The following is a 15,878-nucleotide window of genomic DNA, read 5'->3' on the forward strand; positions in this document are numbered from 1 at the left end:
GAATCCACCGGGGGAGCCGGAGAAATCGGAACGCTGAATCGTGGGGGCTGCCCGGGCCGGAGACCGTCCTGAGGCAGTTTGTTCGACGTCCGCAGTGAACATGTAGCATGTCGGCTGCACGTGCATCTGCGGTTGAGGAGTGAGGCGTGGCCGGGGTCGTGAACAGCATGATCGCCGCCGAACACGCGGCCGGCGCGACGATCTCGGAGCTGGCCGAGCGCTGGGGCATCGACCCGCGCCAGGTGGTCGAGCGCTTGGCGGCGATCGCCGGGTCCTGACCGCCGCCGGCACCCTCAGATCGCGCGTTCCCCCTTGCCGAGCACGACGATCCCGCCCTCGCTGACGTGGTAGTGCCCCCGGTCCCGGGCCAGGTCGACCCCGATGTGCGCGCCCGGCGGCACCACGACGTTCTTGTCGAGGATGGCGCGGCGCACCACCGCGCCGCGGCCGACGCGGGCGCCGTCCAGCAGCACCGAGCCTTGGACCACCGCGCCCTGCTCCACGAGCACGTCCGGCGAGAGCACCGAGTCCACGACCTGCGCGCCCGAGATGATGCAGCCGTTGCTGACGATCGACTGGTTGGCCGAGCCGCCCTCGACGAACTTCGCCGCCGCCCGCTGGCCGGGGTGGGCCAGGATCGGCCACTTCCGGTTGTAGAGGTTGAAGATCGGGTGCGTCGAGATCAGGTCGGTGTGCGCGTCGTAGTAGCTGTCGATGGTCCCGACGTCGCGCCAGTAGCCGTGGTCGCGCTCGGTCTCGCCGGGCACGGCGTTGCCGTTGAAGTTGTAGACCGCCGCTTCGCCCGACTTGACCAGCGCCGGGATGATGTCGCGGCCCATGTCGTGGTGCGAGGCCGCGTTCTCGGCGTCGGCGTGCAGCGCCTCCAGCATCACCTTCGTCGTGAAGATGTAGTTGCCCATCGACACGTACGACTCCTCGGGGGAGTCCGGCAGCCCCGGCGGGTCGGCGGGCTTCTCCATGAACGCGTCGATCATCAGCCCGTCGGTGGTCCGGATGACGCCGAACGAGCTCGCCTCCGCCCGCGGGACGCGGATCCCGGCCACCGTCACGCCGGCGCCCGAAGAGATGTGGGCCTCCAGCATCTGCCGGGGGTCCATCCGGTAGATGTTGTCCGCGCCGAACACCGCGATGTACTCGGGGTCCTCGTCGTAGACCAGGTTGAGGCTCTGGTGGATGGCGTCGGCGCTGCCCTGGTACCAGCGCGGGCCCAGCCGCTGCTGCGCCGGCACCGGCGTGACGTACTCGCCGGTCAGTGCCGAGAGGCGCCACGTCGTCGAGATGTGCCGGTCGAGCGAGTGCGACTTGTACTGCGTCAGCACGCACAGCCGCCGGAACCCGCCGTGCACCAGGTTCGACAGCACGAAGTCGACCAGCCGGTGCACACCGCCGAAGGGCACGGCGGGTTTGGCGCGGTCGGCGGTGAGCGGCATCAGCCGTTTGCCCTCGCCGCCCGCGAGCACGATGCCCAGCACGTCCGCTCCAGTGTTCACGACGACCTCCCGCACGCTTCGTAGAGGGCGACCGTCCGCTCGGCGATCGCCTTCCAGCCGAACTCGCCGACCGCGCGCTCGCGGCCGGCCGTACCCATCGCGGCGGCCCGGTCCGGGGAACCCACCACCTCGTTCAGCGCGGCGGCCAGGCTCGCTTCGAACCCGCGCGCGTCCTGCTCGTCGTAGTGCACGAGCAGCCCGGTCCGGCCGTCGTCGACGACCTCCGGGATGCCGCCGACGTCGCTGGCCACCACCGGCGTGCCGCACGCCATCGCCTCGAGGTTCACGATGCCCAGCGGCTCGTAGACCGACGGGCAGGCGAACACCGTGGCGTGGGTGAGCAGCTGCACGACCTCGGGGCGCGGCAGCATCTCCGGGATCCAGCGGACGCCGGTGCGCGTCTTCTCCAGCTCGGCGACCAGCCCGCGGAACTCGGCGTCGAGCTCGGGGGTGTCCGCGCCGCCGGCGCACAGCACCAGCTGGGTGCCCGGGTCGAGCGACGCGGCCGCGCGGACCAGGTGCGGGACGCCCTTCTGCCGGGTGATCCGGCCGACGAACAGGACGTAGGGCCGATCGGGGTCGACGCCGTGCTTCACCAGCGCGTCGGTGCCGGGATCGGGGCGGTACAGGGTGGTGTCGATGCCGTTGTGGATCACGTGGACGCGCTCGGGCGGCACCGCCGGGTACGCGGCGAGGACGTCGCGGCGCATGCCGCCGCTGACCGCGACGATCGCGTCCGCGGCCTCGTAGGCCTCGCGCTCGATCCACGACGAGACGCGGTAGCCGCCGCCGAGCTGCTCGGCCTTCCACGGACGCAGCGGTTCCAGCGAGTGCGCGGTGACGACGTGCGGGATGCCGTGCGTCATCTTCGCCAGGTGCCCGGCCAGGTTCGCGTACCAGGTGTGGCTGTGCGCGAGGTCGTGGCCTTCGAGGGCGTTCGCCATCGACACCGCGATGTCCATGGTCGTGAACGCGGGCTGGCGGTACCCGTGCGGATCCGTGTGCCCGGTGGCGTCGGGGCGGTCCGCGCCCCAGCAGTGGACGTCGAGATCGACCAGCGGCCGCAACTCCCGGGCGAGGAACTCCACGTGAACCCCGGCGCCGCCGTAGACCTCCGGCGGGTATTCCCGGGTGAGCAGGCCGACCTTCATGACCGGAACCCTATGGCCTCACCGGCCTGTGGCGCAGTCTGGCGTCCAGGGGAATCTTCGGAGTTTTCGGTCACTGCTCAGATGAGCGCGGTGATCACCGCTCGCGGACGAGGGTGAAGTGACCGACGCCCTTCGCCGCCGACCAGACCTGCCAGCTGTCCGGTCCGGTCGCCGGGCCCGTGGCGTAAAGCAGCCGGTAGTCCGGCTTGCGCGGCGCGACCGAGCGGTCCAGCCAGTGGTAGTTGACCCGCAGCGCCAGGCTCATCAGCGGGCCCGCCTTGGCGATCCGCTGGTCGACGATCGAGACCGCCTGGCCGCGGTCGGAGAACTCGTCGAGGATCGCGCACTCGCAGTAGTAGGCGAGGGTGCCGATCTCGCCGGGACTGGCGACGCTCGCCCCGGCGAGCCGGGCGCCGAGTTCCTTCCCGACGCGGGCGTAGTCGGTCGAGCTGGCCCAGTTCCCGAAGATCACCGGCGACTTCCACGGCACGCCCTGCGCGGCGTCGACCCCGGCGCCGGCCAGCACCAGGACACCGGTCAGGCCGAGCGCGACCGCCGGGGGCCCGCGCCGCAGCGCCGGGCGTTCGCGCGCCTGCGCGGACCAGACGCCGAACGCGGCGACGGCGAACGCGCTCGTCGCGGTCACCGGGGCCACGTAGTACCAGTGGAACGGCCCGACCCCGAGGAACGCATACGCGACGTAGTAGAGGACCCCGCCTGCGGCCAGCGCCGCGACCGGACCGAGTGCGGGGAACTCCGGCCACCGGACCCCGAACCGCGCGGCGGCCCACCCGGCCAGCGCGACCACGCCGAGCGCCGCCGGGAGGAACGTGACGAGCACGGTGAACGGCTGGCCGGTGTAGTACATGACCGGCCCGGTGCTGAAGGTCCACGGCGCGAACAGGCCGCCCTGCGCCTGCTTGATCACCAGCGTGTCCGGCACGAACGACCCGAAGACGAACCAGCTGACGGCGAACCACGGCGCGGCCGTCAGCACCGCCCACCCGGCGGCGGGCAGCAGCCGGCGGCGGATTGCGGGCGTGCTCACCGCGATCACCAGGACGAAGACCACGAGGTCGAGCCGGGTGAGGACGGTGAGCCCGGCGGTCACGCCGAACAGCAGCGGCCGGCCTTCGGTCGCGAAGACGGTGAGCACCAGCAGCACCGCCGGGATCAGCAGGACCTCCAGCCCGATCGCCGACAGCACGAAGGGGTTGAGCAGCACGAGGGTGACGCCGAGGACGCCGGCGGCGAGCGGCAGGGCCAGGGTGCGGCTCAGGCGCTGCCACGCCCAGCCGAGTACGCCGCCGCACAGGGTGGTGAGGATCCCGAGCGCGATGACCGGGTGCGCGTCGCCGGAGATCCGCGTCACGACGGTCAGCGCGCCGAGGAGCAGGACGTTCAGCGGCGAGGTCGCGGAGTTCGCCGGCGAGCCGGGGATCAGGCCCCACTCACCGTGCAGGGCGAGGTTCTTCGCGTAGGCGAGGGTGATGTAGCCGTCGTCGGTCAGGCTGCCGCGGACGACGAGGAAGAGGGCGGCGCCCAGCACCGCCCCTAAGACCGGCAGCCACCGGCCTGCTGCGTTCCGGTGGTCCGCGGTCGTCCGTTCCGCGTCGGTTTCGGTTTCCGTTTGCGTTTCCGCCAGCACTTGTTCCCCTCGCGGAACCGTCGCCCGCTGTCCGACTGCCATGGCCCGGCACGGTAACGACGACGCGTTACCGGGGTGCTACGCCCGCGTCACGTCCGCCGGCTTCACCCGATGGTGACACGGCCCGGGCGGGCCCGCAGTGTGACTCCACTGTGGACGGGTGATCAACGTGTCCGTCGCCGGACGGTGACCAGGACCAGCGCGATTCCGCCGGTCAGGAGCAGGGCGCCGAGGCCGAGGATCGGGCCGAGGTCGACGCCGGTGTCCGGGAGGTTGCCGTTGCCCGGGGTGGTCGGCGCGGGGGCCGGGGTGGGTGACGTCGTGGTGGTCGAGGTCGATGGGGTTGTCGATGGCGTTGTCGTGGTGCTCGTGCTGGACGGGCTCGTGGTGGTCGACGTGGCCGGCGTCGTGGTGGCCGGGGTGCTCGTGTCGGATGAGGTGGTCGTGGACGGCTCGGTCGTGGTGGTCGAGGTCGTCGGCCCGGTGGTGGTGTTCGTGCTGGTCGGCGATGTCGTTGTCGCCGGCCCGGTCGTGGTCGGCGTGGTGGAGGTGCGCGTCGTGCTCGTGCCGGCGGTGGTGGTCGTCGTCGGTTTCGTCGTGGTCGGTTCGGGCTTGTCGTCGCACGAGGGCAGGTCGCCGACGAACGGGTACGCGTGGAACTCCTGGCCGCTGCCCGGCCCGGTGCTCGCGCCGTGCACGAGGCTGCCCGCCGTGAAGAAGCGGCCGTTGGTGCCGGGCAGCGTCACGGTCGTCGTCCCGGCGGGGTTGCCGGCCAGCACGCTGCCCTGGAAGCTGCCGCTGCCGATGAGGTGGACCGCCGTCGCGTCCGGGAAGTTCCAGAGCAGGCGGGGGCGCAGGCGGTTGAGCGGGTCGTTGTCGTCGAGGCCGCCGCTGTAGGTGTTGATCGTCCGAGCCGCGCCGGTGAGGTTGACCAGCACGGTCGCGCCGGCGGGGATGCCGGTGAACGCGATGCCCTGCGTGCCGCCGCCCGGCCCGGCGATGTCCTGGGTGACGATGAAGACCTGCAGCGCCGACTTCCCGTCGCCGGTGAAGAGCGTCTGGTGGTTCTGGTTCTGCACGGTCCCGGTGGCGGCGGCCCGCGCGTAGCACTCGCTCGCGGTGGTGAGCCGCTCCCGCAGCCCGGCGTACGGCTTCATCGCGGCGGCGTCGTGGACGAGCTTCCCGATGACGGTGCCGCTGACCGTCCCGGCGTGGCGGACCACCCCACCGGCCGAGTCGCCGACGGCATCGAGCCGCTGCCGCTCGGCGACCGTCAGATCCCCGCCGACGGTAAGGTAGTCGGCACCGTCCGGCGGCGGAACGCGGGAGCCGACCCCGGCGACCCCGACGTTGTAGATCGCCGAACCGGACGTCTTCCGCAGCGTGAAGCCACCACCGACGACCACCCGGCCTTCGGCCTCGGCGGCGCTCCCGGTGACCCGCATGCTGCCCCCGACGAACAGGTTGACAGCGTTGTCACGCCCAGCGAACGGCCCATTCCCGACCGGCGGGAAGGGATCGGGGCACGAACCGGGCACGCACGGCCCGAGACCACCGGGCAGCGGATCGGCGTGCGCGGACCGCAGGACCGGCACCGAGAGCATCACGAGCCCACAGGCCGCCAGCGCCGCGAAGGCGGCATGGGTCGCACGCACGGGACCTCCCCTGTCCACTGTGGACTCGTCAGTCCGGACGCTAGCGGCCGGTCACGCCGACCGCCCGCCTAGCCACCCGATCGAGGGCCCGCCGGCGTTCCGGAGGTGCAACCGCCCGGCACCGCAGCCCGCGGCCCCGGTCACGGCCCGTTCTTGACCACCGGCCACAGCAGCCGCCCGGCCCTTGGCCGCCGGCTGTGGCTGCCGCCCGGTCTTTGGCCGCCGGCCGCGGCAGTCGCCCGGTCCTAACCACCGGCCGCAGCAGTCGCCTGCCCCCTGGCTACCGGCCAAGGCAGCTGCCCGCCCTGACCACCGGCCAGTGGCCACAGCCGCCGCGCCTGACCACCAGCCACGGCAGCCGCCCGGCCCCTGGCTATCGGCCATGGCAGCCGCCCGGCCCCTGGCCATCGGCCATGGCAGCTGCCGGCCTCTGGCCCCGGCGACGGCAGCCGCTCGCCCGTGGGCCGTCGGCCGCGGCAGCCGCCCCGTCCCTGGCCGTCGGCCATGGCCGGTGCCCGGCCCCTGGCCGCCGGAGACAGCAGCCGCCCGCCCCTGACCACGCCAGCCGTCCGGCCCCGGCCACCGGCCACGCCAGCCGCCCGGCCCGCACCTCCCGTCGCCACCCACCCGCCTCCGCGGAGCGCCCGGCCACAGTGGACGGACCTGGGCCGATGAAATCCGGATGACCGCGACTTCCTCCCGGGGCGGGATGCGCCCGCACCGCCCCCTTCCTAGGCTGTCGGAGTGGGGGCGAGGGTGGTGAACGGGCTCCGGGCCCGCCTGGAGACGAGCCTCGGCCGCGCCGGGGTTGCGTTGCCGTGGTGGGTTCCGGTCGCCGTGACCGCCTTCGGGGTGGTGCTGGCGGTGGCGGCGGTGGCGCAACGAGGGGCGCTGACGCCGCCGGCACCGATCGCCCTGGCCGGGCTGCTCGCCGTCGTGACCGCGCTCGGCTGGGCCGTCACCGGACTGCTCGCGCCGCCGTGGCTCAAGGCGCTGACCGTGCTCGGCGCCGTCGGGATCCTGCTGGCTGAGCCGGTCGTGCCGGACTTCGCGCCGGTCGTGCTGGTGGTGCTGGCCGCCGAGACGGCCGCGATCGCCCGGCCGGTGGTCGCGTTCGGCGTCGCCGCCGCGAGCGTCGCGACGCTGAGCGTCGCCGCGGCCCGGGTCGGGCTGGTCGGGTTCCCGGTCTACGTCGCCGCCGTGCTGCTCGGCCTGGCCGCCGGGTTCATGCTCCGCTGGTACGTGCGCGCGCTGGCCGCCGAACGGGCCGCCCGGGACGCCGGGCGCGACCAGGCCGTCCTCGCCGAACGGCAGCGGATCGCCCGCGAGGTGCACGACGTCGTCGCCCACTCGCTGAGCATCACGCTGCTGCACCTGACCGGCACCCGGCACGCCCTGCAGCAGGACCGCGACGTCGAGGAGGCGCTCGAAGGGCTCGCCGAGGCCGAGCGCGTCGGGCGGACCGCGATGGCCGACATCCGCCGGACCGTCGGGCTGCTCGCCGAGGCGCCGGCCGGGACCCGCCCGTTGCCCGGCGCCCGCGACATCGCCGCGCTGGTCGAGCGCACCCGCGCCGCCGGGCTCGCGGTGGAGTACGAGCAGGAGGGCGACCTGGCCACCGTGCCGGACCTGGCCGGGCTCGGGCTCTACCGCATCGCGCAGGAGTCGCTGGCCAACATCGCCAAGCACGGCGGCGGCGCGCCGGCCCGGCTGCGGCTCGACGTCGGCCCGGCCGAAGCGCGGCTGGTCGTCCGCAACCGGCTGCCCGCCGGCGGTCCGCCCGGCACCGGCGGCTCGGGCCTCAAGGGCATGGCCGCGCGGGCCGGCCAGCTGGGTGCCGAGCTGACCGCCGGACCGGACGGCGCGGACTGGGTCGTCACGGTCGGCGTGCCCGCGGACGGCGCGCCGTGACGGCGGGCGAGGTCCGGGTCATGCTCGTCGACGACCAGGAGCTCGTGCGCTCCGGGCTGCGGCGGATCCTGCGCCGCCGCGACGGGTTCGTCATCGTGGGGGAGTGCGGCGACGGCGCGGACGTGCCCGCGGCACTGGCCGCCGCCGAAGCCGACGTCGTCGTGATGGACCTGCGGATGAAGCACGTCGACGGGATCGAGGCGACGCGGCGGCTCGGCGGCCGGCCGCCCGTGCTGGCCCTGACCACCTTCGACGACGACGAGCTGCTGGCGGGCGCGCTGCGCGCCGGCGCGGTCGGCTACATCCTCAAGGATTCGCCGGCGGAGGACCTCATCCGTGCCGTCCGGGCGGTCGCCGCGGGCGACGCCTGGCTCGACGCGGCGGTGACCGCCCGCGTCCTCACGACCTACCGGCGCGCACCCGCCGGCGACCCCGCGGGCCCGCCGCCGGGACTGCTGACGCCGCGCGAGCTGGACGTGCTGCGGGCGGCCGGGCGCGGGCTGAGCAACGCCGAGATCTCCGGCGCGCTGGTCGTCTCCGAGCTGACGGTGAAGAGCCACCTGAGCCGGATCTTCGCCAAGCTGGGCCTGCGCGACCGCGCCGCCGCGGTGGTCTACGCGTTCGACCACGGCATCGTCAGCCCGCGAGTGTCCATTGTGGACGACGCGCCGGTGCGGCCCGCCCTCGCCGAGCCGATTCCGGTACCGGGGCTGAGGTTCTCGGTGCTGGGGCCGTTGCGCGCGTGGCGCGGCGGCAGCCCGCTGGACCTGGGGCCGGTGCGCCAGCAGGCGTTGCTGGCGGCGCTGGTGCTGCGTCCCGGCGTCACGGTCAGCCAGAGCGAGCTGCTCGACGGCGTCTGGGGGCTGGAGCCGCCGGGCACCGGAGGCCGGGTGCTGCCGGTGTACGTCCACCGGCTGCGCAAGTGCCTGCGCGCGCCGGGCGAGCGGACCCCGGACTCGGTGATCGGCCGCACCCGCGGCGGCTACCGCTTCGACGGCGACGGCGTCCGCATCGACACGGCCCGCCTGGCCGAGCTGACGGCGGACGCGGGCGCGGCGGAGGAGGCAGGCGACCTGGCTGCGGCGGCATCATCGTGTTCGACGGCGCTCGGGCTGTTCCACGGAGAGCCGCTGTCCGGTCTGCCGGGCCCCTTCGCGGACGGCCAGCGGCTACGGCTGACCGAGCGTAGGAGCACGCTCTGGGCGCATAAGGCAAGGTTGCAGCTGCGGCTGGGCCGGTACGCGGAGACGGCCGACGAGCTGTCCGCGGTACTGGCTTTGGAGCCCTTGCGCGAGCCGTTGGCGGCGCTGCTGATGCGGGCGTTGCAGGCGACGGGCCGCCGCGGCGAGGCGATCGCGGCGTACGGCCGAATCCGCGACCGGCTGGCCGCGGACCTGGGTGTCGAGCCGGGCGAGGAGTTGCGGCGCATCCATCGGGCGGTGCTCGGTGACGGGCTGCGCCCGGACTTCCCGGGTTAGGCGACGCCGACCGCGTCGGACCAGGGGAGGCGCCGCGGTGGACCCGGACTTCCCGGGCTAGGAGACGCGACTGGCCGACGTCGCGGTGACCGCCGCGTGCGCCTCGGCGACTTCGGTGTGCAGCGGCAGCACCCGGTCCAGTCCGAGGATGGCCAGGGGCCGTGCGACCGCGATCCGGGCCGCCGCGATGGCGTACGGAATCTCGTGCGCCAGGGCCTCGCGGTACGACTCGACCAAGACGCTGAACACCGTCGAGTCGCAGAAGGTCGTCCCGGTCAGGTCGGCGATGACCGCCGTCGCTCCGCCGCGGAACGGGCCCAGCAGTGCGTCGCGGAGCCGGGGCTCCGCGGCCAGGTCGAGGTCGCCGGTGCAGCGGACGGTCACGACCCCCTCGGTGGTCGTCGTCGCGAAGCGGGGCAGGATGCGGTTTTCGGTCATCGGCGTTCCTCCTGCCCGGGCAGGTACCCAGCACGGCCGGGGTTCACTCGCCCGAGTGGGGCGAATCGCTCCGGCATCCGAGGGATAGCGATGCGCAAGCGTTGCGCACGGGTATAGCTTGGCCTGGCAGCACCCCTTCCGCCCCACGACTGGGCAGGCCGTGGCGGGTTGCCACACCCCGCGGCCGTCCGGATCCGGCTGACGCGGGCCGGATCCCCGGCGCCGGGCGGCGCCGAGGGGGACGCGGCAGGCCGACGCCCCGCCGCCGCGTTCCCCGTGGCCGCCGTTCCCGCCTCAATTGGGACTGCCGGCCGGCGGACAGCGGCACGACCAGCGGGACCGTCAGCCGGACAGCATCGGCGCGACCAGCCGGACGGGCATCGGCGCGATCGGCGACCTTGCCGCGAGCGCCGCGTGCTGGTCGGTCTCGCCCGGCCGGACGGCCAGCCGCACGGCATCGGCACGATCGGCGACTTCGCCGCGAGCGCCGCGTGGGGGTCGTTCTCGACTGGTCGAGGCGCGACCGACGACCCGCCCCGAGCGCCGCGTCCGGGTCGGTGAACGGAGGGCCACCGAACGTGGCTTCGGTTGCGGCGCGCCGGAGTTCGGGGGCCGGCCGTCGCCTGTGGATCTTCGCCGGGCGGTCCGGTGATCGCCGCGGCGGGGCGGAGCCGCCTGTCCCAGCCGGTCAGGTGGCCTGGCCGTCGCTAAGCTGCCGCGAGCGAGGTGAAGGGGAACGGTGGAACCGAAGAACGTCCAGACGGGTGCTTGGGCGCCGGGCAAGGTGGCCGAGCTGCTCGGCGTCTCGCCGGTGACCCTGCGCAGCTGGAGCGCGCGCTACGGGATCGGCCCGTCGGCCTCGACCACCGGACGGCACCGCCGCTACTCCGACGCCGACGTCCGCAGGCTGCAGCACATGCAGCGGCTCGTCGCGCGCGGGATGCCGGTGCGGGAAGCTGCCGCCGCGGCGTTCGGGGACTCGGCCGCCGAACCGCCAGAGGTACCGGCCGCCCGCCGGATGCGCGAGCTCGAGGACGCCGCCGACGAGCTGCGGTCCGCGTCGATCGCGGGACTGCTCGACGAAACCCTCGGCACCCTCGGCCCGGCCGCCGCCTGGACCGACGTCCTCGCTCCGGTCCTGCGCGGCCTGGGCGACCGCTGGCAGCGCGGCGACGTCTGCTTCGCGTCGGAATGGGCGCTGACGACGGAGATCTCGCTGGCGTACGAGCGGTTCAGCCGCGGCTTCCCGGCGGCCGTCCCGGGCCGGCCGGTGCTGCTGGCCTGCTGCCCGGCCGAGCGGCACTCCCTGCCGATGGAGGCCCTGCGCGCGACGCTGGCCGAGGCCGGGGTCCCGGTCGCCTACCTCGGTCAGCTCGTGCCGGCCGAGACGGTCGCCGACCTCGCCGAGCGCCTCGACCCGGTGCTGGTGCTGCTGTGGTCACTGGCGGCCCCGACGGCCGACGACCTGCTCGCCGCCCGCGTGCGCGACCTCGGCCGCGTGGTGGGCACGGCCGGCCCCGGCTGGCGGCACCTGGGCGACCGCGGCTTCGCCCGGGTCGACGACCTGGCGTCGGCGGTCGAGCTGGCAGTGGGGTACGCCGAGGCGTAGCGAGGAGCCGAAACCGAACTCAGCTCAGCCCTTCGAGCACCCGCTTCAACTCCGGCACCACCGCGTCCCCGAGCCGTTCGAACTCCCGCTTCAGCAACGGGCTCGCCAGTTTCGCCCATCCGTGGAACACGATCGTGGCGCGGTAACGGACCGTCGTCCCGTCCGGGCCCGCCGACAGGCCGAAGTCGTCGGTCGAGGTCGCCGTCTTGTTCTCGCCGACGAACGTCACGCGGCCGGCCTCGCGCCGGGTCAGGTGGTAGTCCAGCTCGGTCCGGCGGCCGCGGAACTCCGAGACGTTGTGCCACTCGGCGCCGACCGTGATGGGGCCGTCGCCGGTGCGGGTGCACGACACCGTGCCGGGGTCCCAGTCCTCGGTGTGCGCGAAGTCCGCGAGGTACTCCGCGACGCGCGCGACCGGCGTCCGCACCGTGACGGTGCGTTCGACCTGGACCATCGGACCTCCCGGAGTGGTTCGTTGCGCGGTCGCTGCAACCGTAACGGGCACCGCTCACCGGGGCACGGTGAACCACGCACCGACATCGATGTCATGTTTTCCGAATTCTTGTCTGCCTTGTCTTCTTGACGCTTCCGGCGCGCTCGGCGGAAGCTTCCTGGCAACGTTGTCATCCCCGCTCGCGGCGCCACCCCGCCAGGTCCGGCCGCCGCTCTCAGATCGGAGTCCGCATGGCGGAGGAGTACGGCATCACCGCGGATGTCGAGCCCGCGGAGGTGGCCGCCGTTTCCCGGCGGCACGTCCTGGCCGCCGGGACCGGCCTGCTGGCCGGGTTCGGCCTCGCGGCCGTCCTGCCCGGCGTCGCGTCCGCGGCGCCCGCCGCCGCCGAGGCCCAGGCGCAGAAGACCGACCTGGCCCTGTTCCGGCCGGTGCAGGTGTCCTCGACCGACTACGCCGCCACCCCGGCCGAGTTCGCCGTCGACGGCCTCGCCCAGGTCGGCGTCAAGGGCTCCGGCTGGCGCGCCACGGCGGGCGACGGCCAGTGGATCGTCGTCGACCTGCAGGGATCGTGCCGGATCGACTCGGTCGTGCTGACCTTCGAGGCGCGGCCCGGCGACCCGGCCTTCGACGGCGCCGCGTCCCGCAGCCACACCAGCGGTTTCGAAATCCAGTCCAGCTACGCGACGGCGTTCGACCTCGACGTCTCGGGCGACGGCAGGGCCTGGCGCACCGTCCACCACACCGACGCCGGCACCGGCGGCGTCGTGACGATCCCGCTCACCGCCGTCACCGCGCGCTGGGTCCGGTTCACCGCGTCGAGCCGCTCGACGACCAACCCGCTGGGCCTCAACGGCTTCCAGGTGTTCGGCACCGGCCCGCAGAACCGCCCGGCGGTGCACGGCTGGACCAGCTTCCCGGTCCGCCCGCACGACGACCCGCCCGCGCTCGCCGTCGCGGCCGACGGCACCGTGCCGCTCGAGTCCGGCTGGGTCCTCACCATGGACGACTGGGCGCCGGCCGGCGACGGCCAGGCGCTGTCCGGGGCGACGGTCGACACCCGCGGCTGGCTCCCGGCGACCGTCCCCGGCACGGTCCTCGCGTCGCTGGTCGAACAGGGCCAGCTGCCCGATCCGGTCTCCGGCATGAACCAGCTCCACGTCCCGGAAGCGCTGTCGCGCCACGCCTGGTGGTACCGCCGTCGCTTCTCGCTCCCGCGCGGCCTGGACACCTCGGCGGGCCGGCACGTCTGGCTCGAGTTCGACGGCGTCAACCACGAAGCTCAGATCTGGCTCAACGGCGCCGAAATCGGCACCCAGAGCCACCCGTTCGGCCGCGGCGCCTACGACGTCACGGCGGCCCTGCGCCGCACCGGCGACCAGGCGCTCGCCGTGAAGATCTCGCCGATGCCGCGGCCCGGCAGCCCCAGCGACAAGGGCTCGAACGGCAGCTCGTGGGTCGACGCCGGCAGCACGATGTTCGACAACTCGCCGACCTACCTCGCGGTGTCCGGCTGGGACTGGATGCCCGCGGTCCGCGACCGCGCGTCCGGCATCTGGGACCACGTGCGCCTGCGCTCGACCGGCGCCGCCGTCCTCGGCGACATCCGCGTCGACACGAAGGTGCCCGACGCCGCCACCGCCGTCGTGACGCTGACCGTGCCGGTGCGCAACGCCGCGTCGACGGCCCAGCGCGTCAAGGTCACGGCCGCCTTCGGCCCGGTGAACGTGTCGGCCACGGTCACCGTCCCGGCCGGGCAGACCACCGACGTCGCGTTCCCGGCGCAGCAGGTCAAGAACCCGAAGCTGTGGTGGCCCAACGGTTACGGCGACCCGAACCTCTACGACCTGACGCTCACCGCGGCGATCGGCGCGTCCACCAGCGACCGCCGGACGACGAAGATCGGCCTGCGCGAAATCGGCTACCAGTACGACCTGCCGATCGTCATCGCCGACGGCCGGGCCACCCAGTCCGTCGACCTCGCGCCGCAGAACGCCCGGTTCGTCCGGATGCAGGGCCTGAGGCGCGCCACGGGCTGGGGCTTCTCGCTCTGGACGATGTCCGTGGTCGACAGCAAGGCGCCGGACACGGACCTGGCGCGGGGCAAGACCGCGACGTCGCAGTCGGTCGCCGACGGCAACCCGCCCGAGCGGGCCTTCGACGGCGACCCGAACACCCGCTGGACGTCCGCCTACGAAGACAACCAGTGGCTGCAGGTCGACCTCGGCGCCGCGACCGCGTTCGACCGGGTCGTCCTGACCTGGGAGACCGCCTACGCGGCGACGTTCAAGATCCAGGTCTCGCCGGACGGTGACACCTGGACCGACGCCGCGTCGGTGGACAACAGCCCGAAGCCGCTGACCTTCCTCGTCAACGGCGTCAAGATCTTCGCCCGCGGCGGCAGCTGGGGCTGGGACGAGCTGCTGCGGCGGATGACGCCCGAGCGGACCGACGCCGTCGTCGCGATGCACCGCGACATGAACTTCACCCTGATCCGCAACTGGGTCGGCTCGTCGTACCGGCAGGAGCTGTTCGACGCCTGCGACAAGTACGGCATCCTGCTGTGGAACGAGTTCTGGGACGGCTGGTCGACCGACCCGGCCAACCACGACATCTTCCTCGCGCAGGCGAAGGACACCGTGCTGCGCTACCGCCACCACGCGTGCGCGACGGTCTGGTTCGGCTGCAACGAGGGCACGCCGCCGCCGGTGATCGACAACGCGTTGCGCGACATCGTCCACGAGAACACCGACCTGCTCTACCAGGGCAACTCGGCGGGCGGCGTGATCACCGGCGACGGGCCGTACTACTGGCAGGACCCGAAGCGCTACTTCACGGGCGAGGCGACCGGCGGCAAGTACGGGTTCTGGAGCGAGATCGGGCTGCCGACCGTGTCGGTCGTCGAGAGCATGCGCAACCTCGTCGGGAAGGACGACCCGGGCTGGCCGATCGGCGCGCCGTGGTTCCTGCACGACTGGTCGACGGGCGGCAACCAGTCGCCGCAGAGCTACCTGGCCGCGATCGACGCGCGGCTCGCGCCGTCGACGAGCCTGGCGGAGTTCTGCCGCAAGGCGCAGTTCGTCAACTACGAGAGCATGCGCGCGATCTTCGAGGCGTGGAACACGAGATTGTGGGCCGACGCGACCGGCGTGCTGCTGTGGATGTCGCACCCGGCGTGGCACAGCACGGTGTGGCAGACCTACGACTACGACCTCGACGTCAACGGCAGTTACTACGGCGCGCGCAAGGGCTGCGAGGCCCGGCACGTGCAGGCCGACCTGACGACGTGGCAGGTCCGGGTCGTCAACCACACGCCGTCGGCGTTGAGCGGGGCGACGGTCACCGCGCGGCTGTTCTCTTTGGACGGTGCCTCGCTCGGTGCTCCGGCGCAGCAGAAGCTGGACGTCGCGGCGAACGTCGGCGCGACGGCGTTCACGGTGCCGTTCGACGCGGCCCACCCGGACCTGCACCTGCTGCGCCTGACCCTGACCGACGCGCGTGGGGCGGTGCTGTCGGAGAACACGTACTGGCGCTACCGCGGCGACACGGCCATGCGCGCGCTCAACCAGCTCCCGGGCGCGCGGCTGACGTCGTCACTGAAGGCGGACGGCGACGCGTACACGGCGACGATCCGCAACGACGGCAAGACGGTCGCGGCGATGATCCGGCTCTCGCTGCGCGAGCGCAACGGCACCGACCGCGTCCTGCCGACCCGCTACGGCGACAACTACTTCTGGCTGCTGCCGGGGGAGAGCCGCGCGATCCGCGTCGAGCCCCGGCGGCGCGTGCCGGGCGCCCGGCTGCAGGTGGAGGCGTACAACGTGGCGGCGAAGCTGATCTAGCCGCGTTTTTGTCGGACCCCGCCGCTAGGCTCGCGGGGTCCGCGAGCGAGGAGTTCCGGTGCGTGGCTGTGGGTCGCGATCCGGAGCGAGTGGAGGGGTGCCGCGCGTTCCCCTCACCCTCCGCCGACGACCAGCCCGGAGCCGATCCGGGTCTCGGTTCTCCTCGCTCGCGGGCCCGACGCGG

At 73.6% G+C, this 15,878-nt stretch carries 11 protein-coding genes; 5 read left to right on the forward strand and 6 right to left on the reverse strand.

Annotated features, from left to right (window positions below; genetic code table 11):
- The first annotated feature begins 146 nt into the window (after positions 1-146).
- A complete protein-coding gene (locus ACZ7OU_RS30455; RefSeq protein ID WP_470243869.1) occupies positions 147-278 on the forward strand; it encodes a hypothetical protein in 132 nt (43 codons plus the stop codon).
- Positions 279-293: 15 nt separating this feature from the next.
- Here ACZ7OU_RS30455 and glgC read toward each other — a convergent pair whose 3' ends face one another.
- From glgC to ACZ7OU_RS30475, 4 genes are all read right to left on the reverse strand, one after another.
- Complete coding sequence (glgC, locus tag ACZ7OU_RS30460; protein ID WP_470243870.1) at positions 294-1,511, reverse strand: glucose-1-phosphate adenylyltransferase; 1,218 nt, start codon at positions 1,509-1,511, stop codon at positions 294-296.
- Positions 1,508-2,662 carry a glycogen synthase gene (gene glgA / locus ACZ7OU_RS30465; protein ID WP_470243871.1) on the reverse strand — a complete coding sequence of 385 codons (1,155 nt, stop codon included), beginning with the start codon at positions 2,660-2,662 and terminating at the stop codon, positions 1,508-1,510. The genes glgC and glgA overlap by 4 nt, the downstream gene beginning before the upstream one ends.
- Before the next feature lie 94 nt (positions 2,663-2,756).
- A complete protein-coding gene (locus ACZ7OU_RS30470) occupies positions 2,757-4,352 on the reverse strand; it encodes a glycosyltransferase family protein (RefSeq protein WP_470257839.1) in 1,596 nt (531 codons plus the stop codon).
- A 122-nt stretch (positions 4,353-4,474) separates the two neighbouring features.
- On the reverse strand, positions 4,475-5,965 hold the full coding sequence (locus ACZ7OU_RS30475; protein WP_470257840.1) for a choice-of-anchor A family protein: 1,491 nt from the start codon (positions 5,963-5,965) through the stop codon (positions 4,475-4,477).
- A gap of 744 nt (positions 5,966-6,709) precedes the next feature.
- On the opposite strand from ACZ7OU_RS30475, the gene ACZ7OU_RS30480 reads away from it, so the two are divergent.
- Together ACZ7OU_RS30480 and ACZ7OU_RS30485 are read left to right on the forward strand one after the other, a co-directional pair.
- On the forward strand, positions 6,710-7,876 hold the full coding sequence (locus tag ACZ7OU_RS30480) for a sensor histidine kinase (protein WP_470257841.1): 1,167 nt from the start codon (positions 6,710-6,712) through the stop codon (positions 7,874-7,876).
- A 20-nt stretch (positions 7,877-7,896) separates the two neighbouring features.
- Positions 7,897-9,354: a BTAD domain-containing putative transcriptional regulator gene (locus ACZ7OU_RS30485; protein WP_470257842.1), complete on the forward strand. Its 1,458-nt coding sequence runs from the start codon at positions 7,897-7,899 to the stop codon at positions 9,352-9,354.
- A 57-nt stretch (positions 9,355-9,411) separates the two neighbouring features.
- Here the strand turns inward: ACZ7OU_RS30485 and ACZ7OU_RS30490 are convergent, their stop codons facing one another.
- Complete coding sequence (locus ACZ7OU_RS30490; RefSeq protein WP_470257843.1) at positions 9,412-9,792, reverse strand: STAS domain-containing protein; 381 nt, start codon at positions 9,790-9,792, stop codon at positions 9,412-9,414.
- A gap of 739 nt (positions 9,793-10,531) precedes the next feature.
- Between ACZ7OU_RS30490 and ACZ7OU_RS30495 the strand changes: the two genes are divergently transcribed.
- Positions 10,532-11,401: a MerR family transcriptional regulator gene (locus ACZ7OU_RS30495; RefSeq protein ID WP_470243876.1), complete on the forward strand. Its 870-nt coding sequence runs from the start codon at positions 10,532-10,534 to the stop codon at positions 11,399-11,401.
- Between the two features lie 19 nt (positions 11,402-11,420).
- Here the strand turns inward: ACZ7OU_RS30495 and ACZ7OU_RS30500 are convergent, their stop codons facing one another.
- Positions 11,421-11,855 (reverse strand): SRPBCC family protein, encoded by a 435-nt coding sequence (locus tag ACZ7OU_RS30500; RefSeq protein WP_470257844.1) that lies wholly within the window; start codon positions 11,853-11,855, stop codon positions 11,421-11,423.
- 230 nt (positions 11,856-12,085) lie between these two features.
- Here ACZ7OU_RS30500 and ACZ7OU_RS30505 point away from each other — a divergent pair, with 230 nt between their 5' ends.
- On the forward strand, positions 12,086-15,694 hold the full coding sequence (locus ACZ7OU_RS30505; RefSeq protein WP_470257845.1) for a discoidin domain-containing protein: 3,609 nt from the start codon (positions 12,086-12,088) through the stop codon (positions 15,692-15,694).
- Positions 15,695-15,878: the final 184 nt, after the last annotated feature.

Source organism: Amycolatopsis sp. NPDC114505 (genome assembly GCF_055633615.1).

Excerpts from the sequence above, each read along its gene's own strand:
- glgA (WP_470243871.1), bottom strand. The coding sequence starts at position 2,662 with ATGAAGGTCGGCCTGCTCACCCGGGAATACCCGCCGGAGGTCTACGGC.
- ACZ7OU_RS30500 (WP_470257844.1), bottom strand. The coding sequence starts at position 11,855 with ATGGTCCAGGTCGAACGCACCGTCACGGTGCGGACGCCGGTCGCGCGC.
- ACZ7OU_RS30505 (WP_470257845.1), top strand. The coding sequence starts at position 12,086 with ATGGCGGAGGAGTACGGCATCACCGCGGATGTCGAGCCCGCGGAGGTG.
- ACZ7OU_RS30470 (WP_470257839.1), bottom strand. The coding sequence starts at position 4,352 with ATGGCAGTCGGACAGCGGGCGACGGTTCCGCGAGGGGAACAAGTGCTG.
- ACZ7OU_RS30490 (WP_470257843.1), bottom strand. The coding sequence starts at position 9,792 with ATGACCGAAAACCGCATCCTGCCCCGCTTCGCGACGACGACCACCGAG.
- ACZ7OU_RS30485 (WP_470257842.1), top strand. The coding sequence starts at position 7,897 with ATGCTCGTCGACGACCAGGAGCTCGTGCGCTCCGGGCTGCGGCGGATC.